This is a genomic window from Patulibacter medicamentivorans (genome assembly GCF_000240225.1).
Taxonomy (GTDB): domain Bacteria; phylum Actinomycetota; class Thermoleophilia; order Solirubrobacterales; family Solirubrobacteraceae; genus Patulibacter; species Patulibacter medicamentivorans.
This window is the reverse complement of sequence record NZ_AGUD01000209.1, coordinates 1-13,724: the sequence shown is the minus strand read 5'-3', so window position 1 is coordinate 13,724 and position 13,724 is coordinate 1. Positions and strand designations below refer to the sequence as shown.

Below are 13,724 nucleotides of genomic sequence, written 5' to 3'. Positions count from 1 at the left end.
GCCCGGGCCGCCCGCACCGCGGCGGCGCGTCGCCGCACGCGCGGCGCCGATGCCGCCCCCACCGGCCAGGTCGACGGCGTCGTCGTCGGCGCGCAGTCGCCGCGACCGCCGGCGGCCGCCGGCGTCGCGGCGGGATCGGCCGGTGACGGCGGCGACGAGACGACGCTGGCGCTGGTCGGCGGGCTGGTGCTGGTGGCCGGACTCGGCTCCCAGCTCGAGCGGCGTCGCCCCCGGCGGGTGCTCTCGTGACCCCGTCGCTGGCGGCCGGCCTGGTCGGCGACGCGCTCTCCTCGATCGCGTCGGCGCTCGAGGTGCCGGTCCACGCCGCCGCGCTGCTGCTGCTGGCGCTGTTGGCGCTCGAGCTCGGGCGCGCGACGACCGAGGCCTGGCGCCGGCTGCGCCCGGGCCGGATCCCGCTCGCGAGCCTCGCCGAGACGGTCGTCCGGGATCCGCGGCAGGGCGCCGGCCTCGCGCGGCTGGCGCCGACGGCGATCGCCACCCGCGCCGTCGAGTCGATCGCGACCGCCGTCGGCACCGGCCGTCCGCGCGAGGTCGAGCGGGCGCTGGTCGAGTACGAGCTGGCGGTCCAGCGGCGGCTCGACCGCACGCGGCTGCTGGTCCGCGCCGGCCCGGCGCTCGGCCTGATGGGCACCCTGATCCCGCTCGCCCCGGGGCTGGCGGCGCTCGGCCGGGGCGACATCGCCGCGCTCGCGGCCGACCTCCAGACCGCGTTCGCCGCGACCGTCGTCGGCCTGCTGGTCGGCACCACCGCCTATGCGCTGACCGTCGTCCGCACCCGGGTCCTGACCGAGGACCTCGCCGCCCTCGAGCAGGCGGTCGCCGGGCTCGCGCCCACCACCGGCCCAGCGACCGCGGCCGCACTCGCGGCCGCCGCGGAGCCGATCCCGGCGACCGCCGGCCCGGCGACCGGAGCGCACCGATGAGCGGCAGGGTCGGCCTCCGCCGCCACAGGCCCGACGTCGAGGGCGACGACCCGCTCGACGGGCTCGTCAACCTCTTCGACCTCGGGATCGTGCTGGCCGTCGCGTTCCTGGTCGCCGGGCTCGGCCTGTCGACCTCGCGGACCGCGTCGCAGGCCACGCCGTCCTCCCGCGAGCGCACGATCACGACGCCGCGCGACGCGCGACGCGCGCAGGGGCGCGGCGAGGCGGTCGGCACGGTCTACCGGCTGCCCGACGGACGGCTCGTGCTCGCCGACCCCGCAGGCGGGCCGTCGGCCCCCGCCCCCTGACCGCCGCACCGCCGCACCAGATCTTTGGGTGCCCTAATTGCTTGCTACGCTCCTGGCATGCCGCCGCTCGACGCCCTCCCCGACCACGACGCTCCGGCCGAGGTCTTCACCGCCCCCGCGCCGCTGTCGCCGCCGGTCGCGTCCGACGCCCGGCTCTCCGCCGCCGAGGAATCACGGACGATCGTCGCCGGCGCCACGCTCGGCACCCTCGGCACGCTCTCCGACGACGGCGGGCCGTGGGCCTCGATGGTCGCCTACGCGACGCTGCCCGACGGCCGCCCGGTGCTGGTCGTCTCGACCCTCGCCGAGCACGGCCGCAACCTGCTACGCGACCCGCGCGCGAGCCTCAGCGTGGTCGCCCCCGCTCGCGGGCGGGACCCACTGGACAGCGGCCGCGTGACCCTCGCCGGCCGGGTCGAGCCGGCCGCCGGCGACGAGGCCGAGCAGGCCCACGACGCCTACGTCGCCGCGGTCCCGCCCGCCGGGCTGTTCGCCGGCTTCGGCGACTTCCACACCTGGCTGCTGCGCGTCGACCGGGTCCGCTGGGTCGGCGGCTACGGCCGGATGGACTCGGTCACGCCGGAGCAGTACGCCGCCGCCGAGCCCGACCCGGTCGTCCCCGGCGCCGACTACGCGATCGAGCACCTCAACGCCGACCACGCCGACGCGCTCTTGGAGATGGCCCGCAACCTCGGCGGCCACGACGACGCCGAGCAGGCCCGCTGCGTCCGCGCCGACCGCTACGGCATCGACCTCGCGGTGACGACGCCGCGCGGCCGCGCCAGCTCGCGGATCGGCTTCGAGGAACGGCTCGACGCGCCCTCGGGGCTGCGAGCCGCGACCGTCGCGCTCGCCCGCCGCGCCCGCGGCGCCGCGCTGCTGCCGATCCTGGCACTGGCACTGGCGATCGGCACGATCGGCGCCGGCGCCCCGGCCGCCGACGCCGCGCCGACCGCCAAGGTCGCCGCGAAGAAGAAGGCGGCCAAGACGAAGCAGTACAAGCGGATCGTCACCCTCTCGCCGTTCCTGTCCAACGCCGTCGCCCGGCTCGGGATCACGCCGGTCGCGATCGGCGACACGATCTCCGGCGTCGCCCAGCACCGCCGGCTGCGCAAGGTCCGGCGGCTGCCGCTGGCCCACCCGAACGGCCCGAACCTGGAGCAGCTGATCCGGATCAAGCCGGACCTGCTGCTCTCGTCGCCGAACTGGCGGACCGGAACGCCGCGGATCCGTCGTCAGGGGATCGAGGTCGTCGACCACCTGGAGCCGCTGCGGATCAACGACGTCTCCCCCGCCGTCCGCCGGCTCGGGAAGCTGCTCGGCCGCACCCGCCAGGCGACCTCCGCGATCAAGCGGATCGACCGCGGCATCCGCCAGGCCCGCACCGGGATCGCCAAGCGCCCGAAGGTGCTCGTGGTGCTCGGCGTCGGCCGCTCGACGATCGCCTTCCTCCCCAACAGCTGGGGCGGCGACGTCGTCAGCTACGCCGGCGGCGAGCTGGTCACGGCCGGGCTCAGCGCCTCGTTCAGCGCCGGGATCCCGGGCAGCTTCGCGCCGCTCAGCGACGAGGAGGTCCTGCGCCGCGACCCCGACGTGATCATCGTCGTGCCCCACGGCAACGTCGACGCGATCCAGTCGACCACCGACTTCTTCCGCAACAAGCCGGGCTGGGCGCCGACCCGCGCGGCCAAGAGCAAGCAGATCTACATCTCCGACCCCAACACGCTGCTGCAGGCCACGGACGATCCCGGCGCCGTGATCCGCAAGGTTCGCAGCGAGTACCTCCACAACTGATCCCGGATGGCCCTGCGCCAATCCGCCGTCCTGGCGGCCGCCGCGGCGCTGCTCGTGCTCGCCGCGCTGGCGTCGATCGCCCTCGGCTCGACGACGATCCCGCTCGGCGACGTGCTCCACGCGCTGCCGCTGGTCGGCGACGGCCGCGTCGACGCGGCGACCGACCAGATCATCGACAACCTGCGGATCCCGCGCACGGTCACCGCGATCGCGGTCGGGGCGGCGCTCGGGGTCTCCGGCGCGCTGCTGCAGGGCGCGCTGGCCAACCCGCTCGCCTCGCCCGAGGTGATCGGCGTCACCGCCGGCGCCGGGTTCGGCGCGATGCTGCTGCTGCTGGCGGTTCCCGACGCGGTCGCGCTCGTCCCGCTGAGCGCGCTGGCGGTCGGCCTGCTGGCGGCGGCGCTGGTCTTCGCCGTCGCCTGGAGCGGCCGCGGCGGCGGCAGCATCGCGCGCCTGATCCTGGCCGGGATCGCCGTCAGCGCGATCTTCACCGCCGGCACGACGATGCTGATGACCGCCTATCCCGACCGGGTCTCGTCGGCGATCTTCTTCATCGCCGGCTACATCGCCGACGACGGCTGGGGCGTGCTGGAGCACGTCTGGTACTACGTCGTCGCCGGCCTGGCCCTGGCCGCGCTGCTGGTGCGCCCGCTCGACCGGCTGGCGCTCGGCGACGACGTCGCGCAGTCGCTCGGCGTGCGACCGCGCGCGATCCGCCTGGCCGCGGCCGCGGTCGCGGCGCTGCTGGCGGCCGCGGCCGCAGCGCTCGCCGGCCTGCTCGGCTTCGTCGGCCTGGTGGTCCCGCATGTGATGCGGATGGCGGGCGGCACCGCCAGCCACCGCTTCGTGGTGCCCGCCTCGGCGCTGGGCGGCGCCGCGATCCTGCTGATCGCCGACATCCTCTCGCGCCGGATCGCCGCGCCGCTGGCGCTGCCGGTCGGCCCGTTCATGGTCGCGCTCGGCGTGCCGCTGTTCCTGTGGCTGCTGCGGAAGGCGGTGTGAGCGCGGTGCCGCCCGACGCGGGGACCCCGTCGCCCTCGACCGCCGGTCCGGGACCGGGACCGGCCGCTGCGCCGCTGCTCGAGGTCCGCGACCTGCGGGTCCGGATCGGCGGTCGCGAGATCGTCCACGCCGCCGACCTGACGGCGACGCCCGGGCGGCTGGTGGCGGTCGTCGGCCCCAACGGCGCCGGCAAGTCGACGCTCGTGCGGACCGCCGCCGGGCTCCAGCGCGCAGCCGGCGGCGAGGTCCACTGGGAGGGCACCGACGTGCGCCAGGTCTCCGGCCGGCACCTTGCCCGTCTGCGGGCGTTCGTGCCGCAGCGGGCGCGGGTGCCGGACGGGATCGACGTCCGCGAGGCGGTGATGATCGGCCGCTCGCCCCGGATCGGGGGCCTGCGCCGGCCCGGCCGCGCCGACCGCGACGCGGTCGAGGACGCGCTCCGGCGGGCGTCGGCGCTGGAGCTCGTCGACCGTCAGCTCTCGACGCTGTCGGGCGGCGAGCTGCAGCGGGTCCAGCTGGCGGTCGGGCTGGCGCAGGGCGCGCCGGTGCTGATCGCCGACGAGCCGACGTCCGCGCTCGACCTGGGGGCGACCGCGACCTTCGCGCAGCTGCTGCGGCGGCTGGCCGGGGACGGGCTGGCGATCGTGCTGGTGGTCCACGACCTGGCGCTGGCCGCCGCGATCGCCGACGAGGTCGTGGTGATGGCGGACGGGCGGACCGTGGCCACGGGACCGCCGAGCACCGTCCTCGACCGCGAGCGCCTGGCGCGGATCTGGCGGGTCGACGCCGCGTTGCGGACCGACGACGAGGGGCGCACCGCCCTCGACGTCGCGTGGCTGGCGCCGCCGGCCGCCTGAGCGGCGATCCGCCGCCGGGATACGCGACCGCACTAGTCGGCTTTTGTTAGGCTGCCCGAACCAAGCTTCTCCCGGGCCGTCCGGGAGTCGGAATCCGCAGCGTCAGGAGCTCCCCCCGATGCCCCGTTCACCCCGTGCCGCCCACCTGGTCGCGCTCGTCGGCGCCGCCGCCGTGATCGCCCCGGCCTCCGCCGGCGCCGCCACGATCGACGGCGGGACCGTCACCGTCACCCCGAAGGGCGCTGCCGCGCGGACGCTCGAGCGGGCCGGCGTGGCGATCTCGGCCAGCGGCGGAGCGACCGCCGCGAACGGCGCCGTCACGCTGCCGGTCGTCGGCGGCCGGACGACCAAGGTCACGCTCGTCGACCTGGCCCCCACCGCCGGCCTGCAGCTGCGCGGCCGCGGCGCCAGCGTCGCGCTCACCGACCTGCAGCTGAAGCTCGGCCGCAGCTCGCTGCTGCGCGGCCGGATCGACGGCGGCGCCCGACGGACGCTCTTCCGCCTCAAGGCGACCCGGCTCTACCCCGACGCCGCCGGACGGACCGCCACCCGGACCTCGCTCAGCCTGCGCCTCGTCGCCGGCGCGGTCCGCAGCCTGCGCGAGGAGCTCGGCCTCCCCGGCCTGCGGGCGACGACCTTCGGCCGCGCGACGGTCGGCGTGACGCTGGCCGCGCCGGCGCCGGTCGATCCCGGCCCCACCGCGCCGACGACGCCCACCACCCCCACCACGCCGACGACGCCGACGACGCCGACCGATCCGGGACCGACCCTGACCGGCACCGCCGACTGGGGGCTGAAGGCCTCGTTCCGCAACTACATCGGCGGCCCCATCGCCCACGGAACGATCACCGTCGGCGACGGCGCGGCGACGAACCCCGACGGAACGTTCCGCTTCGGCGCCCCCGAGGGCAGCTTCGACCCGGCGAGCGGCGCGATCGACGCCCGCTTCGGCGGCAGCGTCCACTTCGAAGGCCACGCCGGGTTGCTGCAGATGTCGGTGCGCAAGCCCCGGGTCGTGCTCGAGGCCGGCGCCACGAGCGGCACCCTCTACGTCGACGCGTCGAGCAAGAGCCTCACGACCGGCGAGGTCGTCGACTACCCGAACGTCGCGTTCGCCACGCTCGACTTCGCGCAGGGCACGAAGTCCGGCAGCGGCGACACCGTCACCTGGACCGGCGTCCCGGCGACGCTGACGGACGAGGGGGCGCCGGCGTTCGCCGGCTTCTACGGCGCCGGCACGGTCCTGGACCCGATCAGCTTCTCGCTGAGCAACGGGTGAGGGACGGCGCGATGCCCACGTTCCCCCCGCTGGCCCCCGCCGCGCACGGCGTGGGCATCGCGTTGCTGGCGACCGCCGGCCTGGCGGTCGCCGCCCCGTCGCCGGCGGCGGCCGCCGGCGCCACCACCCTGCGTCCGTCCGGACCCGCCGCCAGGGCCCTGGCCGAGCAGCGGGTCCGGGTCACGGCCGCCAAGCCGGCCCGGGCGACCCGCACCACCTGGACGCTGCCGGTCGCCGGCGGCACCGTGACCCGGACGACGGCCGCGCTCGCCCACGGCGGCTCCCTGCGGTTGAAGGCCGGCCGCCGGACCCTGTCCATGACCGGCCTGCGACTGACCCTCGGCGGGCGGTCGACGATCGCGGGCCGGGTCGGCGGGCGGACGCGGACGCTCTTCACCGTGACCCCGGCGAGGAAGCGCGGCCCGGCGCTGGACGCCACCGCGCGCAGCGTGCGGCTGAGCGGCGCGCGCGTCGACCTGACCGCGGCCGGCGCCACGGCGATCCGCCGCGGCCTGCGCCTGCGGCGGGTCGCACGCGGCCGCTTCGGCACGCTGGCCGTGCACGCCGCGCTGCCGGTGAGCGGGACGCCGCCGGTCGCTCCCGGCCCGGCCCCGACGACCCCGACCGTGCCGCCGCCCGCGGCCGCGACCTGCTCGACGGCCGACCCCGGCGACGTCCGCTACCCGGGCGGCTACCCGGTGGTCCCGGGCGCCGCGGCCGTCCCGCCGACCCGCTGGACGCTGCGTGCCTCGCTGGTCGACTACGTCCTGCGCCGCTGGGCCTCGGTGGCGCCCGCCGGCGATCCGCTCTGCAGCCAGACCTGGGGTCGCCTGGTCGGAACCGGCGGCGCGGCCGTCGGGACCGCCGCGGCCGCTGACGGCGGCTCGCCCGCGGTCTCGATCGTCTCGCTCGTCCACGCGGGCAACGCCGGCGCCGCCGACCGCGCCGGCACGTTCGCCGCCTACCGCGCAACGCCCGACGGCGACTACGCCTCGACGGCCGCCGGCGCGCCGCGCTACCAGTCCCGCTTCCAGGTCCGCTCGGTCAGCCGCAACGTCGGCACCGACGAGGTCACCGTCCAGCTCGACGGGACCGTCCAGCTGGACATGCCGGCCCACCTGATCGACACCCGGATCAGCGACCCGACGATCGTGATCGCCGCCGGCCGCCAGACGGCGAGGGTCTACGCCGACGGCCGCGACTCCGGCGACATGGCCGGCGCGCTGGCCGGCGCGGCGACGCCGAAGCGGTGGCAGCGCCTGTACCTGCTCGACCTGGCCCTCTCGGCCGTGACCCCGACCGACGCCGGCGGCGCGCGCACGTGGGCGGCGGTCCCGGCGACGATCGCCCCGGACGCCCCCGGCGCGACGCCGAGCCCGGACGTCCAGCACTCGGCGGCCGCCGCGATCGGCTCCGGCCAGTACCCGGCCGGCTCGCCGTTCGGCAGCTTCGCCGTCTCCGCTCCGATCGCGGAGCTGGGTCCATGACCACCCCGACGGAGGCTCCTGTGCGCCCGACGCCCACCCACCCGCTCCTGCGTCGCGTCGCCGCGCCGATCGCGCTGACCGCCGCGCTGCTGGCGACCGGCGCGACCGGCGCCTCGGCGGCGACCGCGCCGTCCGCCCCGCGCGGGACGACCAGCTTCGCGCTCGACGGCCCCGCCGCCAAGCAGCTGCGTCGGGTCGCGACCGTCGCGCCCCGGCGACCGGCGACCGGCGGCACCACGCTGCGGCTGCCGGTGCGCAGCGGGAGCGTCACCGCCGACCAGGGGATCGTCGACCACGAGGGGCGGATCGTCCTGCGGGCCGGCCGCCGCACGCTGACGCTCTCCGGGCTGCGGGTGACGATCCGCAACGGCTCGACGATCAGCGCCGTGGTCCGCGGGCGCCGCCTGCGGCTGTTCGTCGTCGCCACCACCGGTCGCCAGCGGACGCTGCGCCCGACCGCCGGGACCGTCGGCCTGACGCGCAGCCGCGTCACCCTGACCGCCGCCGGCGCCCGGATCCTGCGACGCGAGCTGCGGCTGGAGCGGCTGCGGCCCGGGCGCTTCGGCACGATCGCCGTCGACGCGGCGCTCGGCGCGCTGAGCCCGCCCCCGAGCCTGCCCGCCGGCAGCGCGCTGACGCCGACCGCGGGCGCCCGACCGGTCGTCGCCGGGACGCTGACCTGGCGCCAGCGGACGTCGTGGATGCAGTACGTCGAGAGCGGCCGCGGCAGCGACCCGGTCGGCGGCACCACGGTGATCACGCCGGCCGTCGCCGGACCGGTCGAGTCGCTGGCGATCGACGGCCGCGATCCGATCGCGCTCCCCTACTCCCACGCCTACCCGCTCGCCAGCGGCTGGTACGACCCGGCCCTCGGCGTCGGCGCGATCCGCTTCGCCGGTGGCCTCCGCCATCGCTTCGCCAGCCACCTGATCGACTACACCGCCAGCGATCCCGAGGTCGTGCTCGACGGCGGCGGATCGCAGCTGGTGGCGACGTTGAAGGGCGCCCCCGGGGCGACGACCAGCTTCGACGCCCGCGGCCGCTACATGACGCTCGACCCGGCCGCGGCCCAGCGCACCGTCAGCGGCGACCAGGTCACCCTCACGGGGATCCCCGCCACCGTCCCCGCCAGCGGCAGCGGGGCCTTCCAGGGCTTCTACACCGACGGCGACCCGTTCGGGTCGATCGACCGGCTGCAGCTGACGCTGGGCGGCTAGCCGCGCTCCTGGCGCGACCGCGATCGCGGACGTAGTTCGTTAGGGTTACCGAACTTCGTCCGCGATCCAGGATCCGCCGTTGCGCCGCTCACGCTCCACCCCCTGCCTCGCCGTCCTCCTCGCCCTGGCCGTCGCCCCGGCCGCCGCCGACGCGGCGACGGTGCCGGCGACCGGCGGGACGACGGTCCTCGCGCCGACCGCGCAGGTCTCCCGCGTCCTCTCCGGGGCCGGAATCGCGGTGCGCGGCGTCGGCGGCGCGAGCGTCCGCCGCGGCCGGATCAGCGTGCCGATCGCCGACGGCGCGATCGGCGGCGACGGCGCCACGAGCGTGCTGCGCCACGCCGATCGCGCCGGCTTCGCCCTTCGCGGCCGCCGCGGCCGGGCGACGATCACCGGCCTCCGGCTGCAACTCGACCGCACGCCGACCATCCGCGGCCGGATCGGCAGCGGGCCGCGGCGGACGATCTTCCTGCTCCGACGCACGAGCCTGCAGGTCGACGCGGCCGCCGGGACCGCCAGCGGCCGGTCGCTGCGCCTGCGGCTGGCGCCAGCGGCGCTCCGGAGCCTGCGGAGCATGCTGCGGCTGCCGAAGCTCCCGGCCGGCGACTTCGCCCGGATCAGCGTCGCCGCGACCGTCGACCGCGTCGCGGCGCCCGGCCCGACCGTGCCCGGGTCGACCCGGGTGGTCGCCGGCCACGCCGACTGGGGCGTCAAGCAGTCGTTCCGCCGCTACCTCGCCGGGGGCTTCGCCGGTGGCACGACGACGCTCGCCGACGGGGCCACGGCCAACGCCGACGGCAGCTTCCGGTTCGTCACCGCGACCGGCAGCCACGACGCCGCGACCGGTGCGCTCGACGCCCGCTTCGCCGGCACGGTGCGGTTCGCCGGCCACGGATCGGGCGAGGGCGCGCTGCTGCGGGTCGAGATCCGCCGCCCGCGGGTCACGGTCGCCGCCGGCGCCACCCAGGGGACGCTGCGCGCCGACGTCACCAGCAAGAGCCTCTCCTCCGGCGCGGTCGTCGACTACCCCGACGTGGCGCTCGCCACGCTCGACCTGGGCAAGGGCCGCAGGCAGGTCGCCGGCACGACCGTCACCTGGACCGGGATCCCCGCCAAGCTGACCGCGGCCGGCGTCCCCGCCTTCGCCGACTTCTACCACGAGGGCGACGAGCTGGACCCGATCGGCTTCGTCCTCACGACCGGCTGAGCGTGGCCCGAGGGCCGCGGGCCGCGGGCGCTCGTGGCAGGCGGCCGGGGCGAGCGCGGCGGCGGCGTCGATTCACCCCCTCACACCGGAGGTGGCGTCAGTACCCGTCGCATACCGACGCCAACTGACGCCACCTCGACGTGGACAGCGCCTCGGACGTCATGCCGCGGTGTCGGCGGGAGCGCCGCGGAACGTCCGCCGGTAGGCCAGCGGCGCGACCCCGATCGCCGCCTGCAGGTGCTGCCGCAGCCCGGCGGCGCTGCCGAACCCCGCCTCGTGGGCGATCGTCTCGACCGGCAGGTCGCTGGTCTCGAGCAGGCTGCGGGCGCGATCGACCCGCTGCTGGATGATCCACTGCGCCGGGCTGACGCCGACCTCGGCCCGGAAGCGGCGCGTGAAGGTGCGCACGCTCATCCGCCCGTGGGCGGCGAGGTCGGCGAGCGCAAGCGGCTGGTGCAGCCGCTCCAGCGCCCACTCGCGAGTCGGCGCGGTGGTGGCCGTCGCGTGCTGCGGCGCCGGCTGCTCGATGAACTGCGCCTGGCCGCCGTCGCGCCACGGTGGCACGACGCAGCGGCGGGCGGCGGCGTTGGCGACGGCGCTGCCGTGGTCGCGGCGGATCATGTGCAGGCAGAGGTCGACGCCCGCCGCGCCGCCGGCCGACGTCAGCACCCGCCCGTCGTCGACGAACAGCACGTCGGGGTCCAGCGTCACCCGCGGGAACAGCCTGCGGAAGCGCTCCGCCTGCATCCAGTGGGTGGTCGCCGGCCGGCCGTCGAGCAGCCCCGCGGCCGCCAGCACGAACGACCCGGTGCAGATCGACACGATCCGCGTCGCCTCCGGGACCGCCCGCAGCGCGGCCAGCACGTCGTCGGGCAGGACCCCGTCGTCGCGCAGCGCCCCCTCCGGCTCCTGGGTCGCGACGACGACCGTGTCGGCCTCGGCCAGCGCCCGCTCGTCGCGATCGACGGCGATCGAGAAGTCGGCGCTGGTTCGGACGGTGCCGCCGCCGATCGCGCAGGTGACGACCTCGTAGAGCGGCCCGCCGTCGGCGTCGGTGGCCGCGCCGAAGACCCGAGCGGGGATCCCGAGGTCGAACGGGACCACCCGATCGAGGGCCAGGACGGCGACGCGATGGACCATGGCCAGATTCTTGCGGATGTTGTCTTTCCAGCCACTGGTGGGCTCGGGGCGGCCGCGGAACACTCGCCGCATGAGCACGACCGAGACCGTTCCCCGGACGACCGAGATGCAGGCGATCGCCGTCCAGGAGTGGGGCGTCGCGGACGGCCTGCGGGCCACGACCGTCCCCCGCCCCGAGCCGGGACCGACCGAGATCCTGGTCGCCGTCCACGCCGCCGGGGTCAACCCCGTCGACTGGAAGTCGCGCGCGTCCGGCGGCTTCGGGATCTGGGGCACCCCGCCGATCCTCGGCTACGACGTCTCCGGGGTCGTCGCCGCGGTCGGTCCCGGCGCGACGCTGTTCGCGGTCGGCGACGAGGTCTTCGGGATGCCGCGCTTCCCGGAGCAGGCCGGCGCCTACGCCGAGTACGTCGCCGCCCCGTCGCGCCGCTTCGCGCCCAAGCCCGCGGGCCTGAGCCACGCCGAGGCCGCCGGGCTGCCGCTGGTCGGCCTGACCGCCTGGCAGGCCCTGGCCGAGGTCGCCCGGGTCCAGCCCGGCCAGCGGGTCCTGATCCACGCCGCGGCCGGCGGACTCGGCCACGTGGCCGTGCAGGTCGCCAAGGCGCTCGGCGCGACGGTGATCGGGACCGCCTCGGCCGGCAAGCACGAGCTGCTGCGCCGGCTCGGCGCCGACGAGCTGATCGACTACGGGGCGGTCGACTTCGCCACCGCCACCGATCCGGTCGACGTCGTCCTCGACACGATCGGCGGCGACTACGGCGAGCGCTCGCTCGCGGTCCTGCGCGACGGCGGCAGGCTGGTGTCGATCACCGGCCCCGACACGCCCGGCCCGGCGGTCGAGGCGGCGGCCGCCGCTCGCGGCATCCGCACCGGCTGGACGCTGGTCGAGCCCGACCGCCACGGCCTGCTCGAGCTGGCGCGGCTGGTCGACGAAGGGCGCCTGCGGCCCGAGATCGCCGCGATCCTGCCGCTGGCCGAGGTCGACCGCGCCCACGCGCTCGGAGCCACCAACCGGACGACCGGGAAGATCGTCCTGGAGGTCCGCGGCACGACGGGCTGACCCCGCGACGGCCGGCGGCCACGAGCCGGTCGCCGCAGGCGAGGGTCGAATACCGTTGCCGGCATGAGCGACGCCCAACCGGTCTGCCCCGCCTGCGCCAGCGAGTACACGTACGAGTTGAACGGGCTCCTGGTCTGCTCGATGTGCGCCCACGAGTGGTCGCCGGCGACGGCCGAGGACGACGCCGAGGAGGCGGTCGTCATCCGCGACGCCGTCGGCAACGTGCTCGCCGACGGCGACACCGTGACCGTGGTCAAGAGCCTCAAGGTCAAGGGCAACCCCTCGCCGATCAAGGCCGGCACGAAGGTCCGCAACATCCGCCTGGTCGACGGCGTCGGCGACCACGACATCGACTGCAAGATCGACGGCTTCGGCGCGATGCAGCTGAAGTCGAGCGTCGTCAAGAAGGCCTGAGCGGGACCGGTGAGCAGCCGAGCCGCGGGCCCCTCGGGCCGCCGGCGGACGACCGCGATTTGACAGTTCGGCAAGTTTGCTTGCCGAACCGCGGCCGCGACGGCACGCTCGATCGATGCAGACGACGCAGCACGAGGACGACGCCGCGCAGTGGTGGGAGGCCTTCTACGGCGAGGGCAGGGGCCGCTGGAGCGGCAAGCCGAACCGATCGCTGGTCGACGAGGTCAGCGGCCTGACGCCCGGGACCGCGCTCGACCTCGGCTGCGGCGAGGGCGGCGACGCGCTCTGGCTCGCCGAGCAGGGCTGGCAGGTGACCGCCGTCGACCTCTCGCCGAGCGCCCTGGCGAGGGCGGCGCGCAACCACGCCGCTGCCGGCATCGCCGCCGACGCGGTCAGCTGGGAGCAGCGCGACATCGGCGTCTCGCTCCCGGCCGGCCGCTTCGACCTCGTCACCGCCACCTTCCTGCACTCCCCGGTCGAGCTGCCGCGGACCCGCATCCTGCGCGCCGCCGCCGACGCCGTCTCGCCCGGCGGCACGCTGCTCGTGATCGGCCACATGCCCTCGGCGGCCCATCCCCACGTCGACCTGCCGACGCCCGACGAGGTCATCCGGGACCTGGCCCTGCCCGCCGACGGCTGGCGGCTGCGCACCAACGCGGTGCGCGAGGTCCAGCACGCGTTCCGCGACGAGCCGCCCACCACGCGCCTCGACGGCGTCGTGCGATTCGAGCGGCTGCCGGGCTAGCGACCGCTCACGGAGCGGTGGTGCGGAGCTTCCCGTCGGGCAGGAAGTACTCCGGGTGCACCGCGCGCACGTCGTCGTCGACTGCGAACGCTCGCAGGATCGAGCTGCACTCGCCGCTCGACGACGGCGCCGGGAGCGTGCTGCCGGCGAACGTCCGCCAGACCGTGCCCGCCGGTCGCAGCGACCCGTCGAGCCGCGCCAGCCCGAAGTAGTTCTCGGCCAGTTGCAGGCGGTAGAGCAGGTCGGCGGTGTTCGGGTACCCGGCCAGCG

General features: G+C 76.7%; 14 protein-coding genes and 2 pseudogenes. 14 read left to right on the top strand and 2 right to left on the bottom strand.

Annotated features, from left to right (window positions below; all coding sequences use genetic code 11):
* The 11 genes and pseudogenes from PAI11_RS27280 to PAI11_RS24440 form a co-directional block, all read left to right on the top strand.
* Positions 1 to 249 (top strand): annotated as a pseudogene (locus tag PAI11_RS27280) (hypothetical protein); the annotation flags it as partial.
* On the top strand, positions 246 to 944 hold the full coding sequence (locus PAI11_RS13520; protein ID WP_007575654.1) for a MotA/TolQ/ExbB proton channel family protein: 699 nt from the start codon (positions 246 to 248) through the stop codon (positions 942 to 944). The pseudogene PAI11_RS27280 and the gene PAI11_RS13520, both read left to right, overlap by 4 nt.
* A complete protein-coding gene (locus tag PAI11_RS13515; protein WP_007575652.1) occupies positions 941 to 1,252 on the top strand; it encodes a DUF2149 domain-containing protein in 312 nt (103 codons plus the stop codon). Before PAI11_RS13520 ends, PAI11_RS13515 begins: the two co-directional genes overlap by 4 nt.
* A gap of 57 nt (positions 1,253 to 1,309) precedes the next feature.
* A pseudogene (locus PAI11_RS28500) lies at positions 1,310 to 2,119 on the top strand (HugZ family pyridoxamine 5'-phosphate oxidase); the annotation flags it as partial.
* A gap of 9 nt (positions 2,120 to 2,128) precedes the next feature.
* The gene (locus PAI11_RS28495) at positions 2,129 to 3,046 is read left to right on the top strand and encodes an ABC transporter substrate-binding protein (protein ID WP_425280475.1); all 918 of its coding nucleotides are present in this window, start codon (positions 2,129 to 2,131) and stop codon (positions 3,044 to 3,046) included.
* Positions 3,047 to 3,052: 6 nt separating this feature from the next.
* On the top strand, positions 3,053 to 4,048 hold the full coding sequence (locus PAI11_RS13505) for a FecCD family ABC transporter permease (protein ID WP_007575648.1): 996 nt from the start codon (positions 3,053 to 3,055) through the stop codon (positions 4,046 to 4,048).
* Complete coding sequence (locus tag PAI11_RS13500) at positions 4,045 to 4,905, top strand: ABC transporter ATP-binding protein (protein WP_007575646.1); 861 nt, start codon at positions 4,045 to 4,047, stop codon at positions 4,903 to 4,905. The genes PAI11_RS13505 and PAI11_RS13500 overlap by 4 nt, the downstream gene beginning before the upstream one ends.
* Before the next feature lie 118 nt (positions 4,906 to 5,023).
* Complete coding sequence (locus PAI11_RS24445; RefSeq protein WP_007575644.1) at positions 5,024 to 6,184, top strand: HtaA domain-containing protein; 1,161 nt, start codon at positions 5,024 to 5,026, stop codon at positions 6,182 to 6,184.
* 11 nt (positions 6,185 to 6,195) lie between these two features.
* A complete protein-coding gene (locus PAI11_RS13490) occupies positions 6,196 to 7,671 on the top strand; it encodes an HtaA domain-containing protein (protein ID WP_040600243.1) in 1,476 nt (491 codons plus the stop codon).
* On the top strand, positions 7,668 to 8,888 hold the full coding sequence (locus tag PAI11_RS13485; RefSeq protein WP_138974304.1) for an HtaA domain-containing protein: 1,221 nt from the start codon (positions 7,668 to 7,670) through the stop codon (positions 8,886 to 8,888). Before PAI11_RS13490 ends, PAI11_RS13485 begins: the two co-directional genes overlap by 4 nt.
* A gap of 79 nt (positions 8,889 to 8,967) precedes the next feature.
* On the top strand, positions 8,968 to 10,095 hold the full coding sequence (locus tag PAI11_RS24440; protein WP_050897239.1) for an HtaA domain-containing protein: 1,128 nt from the start codon (positions 8,968 to 8,970) through the stop codon (positions 10,093 to 10,095).
* Positions 10,096 to 10,254: 159 nt separating this feature from the next.
* On the opposite strand, the gene PAI11_RS13475 is transcribed toward PAI11_RS24440, so the two are convergent.
* Positions 10,255 to 11,235, bottom strand: coding sequence for a GlxA family transcriptional regulator (locus PAI11_RS13475; protein WP_007575637.1), 981 nt, complete (start codon positions 11,233 to 11,235; stop codon positions 10,255 to 10,257).
* Between the two features lie 70 nt (positions 11,236 to 11,305).
* On the opposite strand from PAI11_RS13475, the gene PAI11_RS13470 reads away from it, so the two are divergent.
* The 3 genes from PAI11_RS13470 (at position 11,306) to PAI11_RS13460 (ending at position 13,454) form a co-directional block, all read left to right on the top strand.
* Entirely contained in the window at positions 11,306 to 12,295 is a 990-nt protein-coding gene (locus PAI11_RS13470; protein ID WP_007575635.1) for an NADP-dependent oxidoreductase, read from the top strand.
* 63 nt (positions 12,296 to 12,358) lie between these two features.
* Positions 12,359 to 12,709 carry a zinc ribbon domain-containing protein YjdM gene (locus PAI11_RS13465; RefSeq protein WP_007575634.1) on the top strand — a complete coding sequence of 117 codons (351 nt, stop codon included), beginning with the start codon at positions 12,359 to 12,361 and terminating at the stop codon, positions 12,707 to 12,709.
* Positions 12,710 to 12,824: 115 nt separating this feature from the next.
* Positions 12,825 to 13,454, top strand: a complete 630-nt coding sequence (locus PAI11_RS13460) for a class I SAM-dependent methyltransferase (protein ID WP_040600242.1) — start codon at positions 12,825 to 12,827, stop codon at positions 13,452 to 13,454.
* Between the two features lie 7 nt (positions 13,455 to 13,461).
* On the opposite strand, the gene PAI11_RS27275 is transcribed toward PAI11_RS13460, so the two are convergent.
* The coding region (locus PAI11_RS27275) for a hypothetical protein (RefSeq protein ID WP_040600241.1) at positions 13,462 to 13,724 on the bottom strand (263 nt) is incomplete at its 5' end.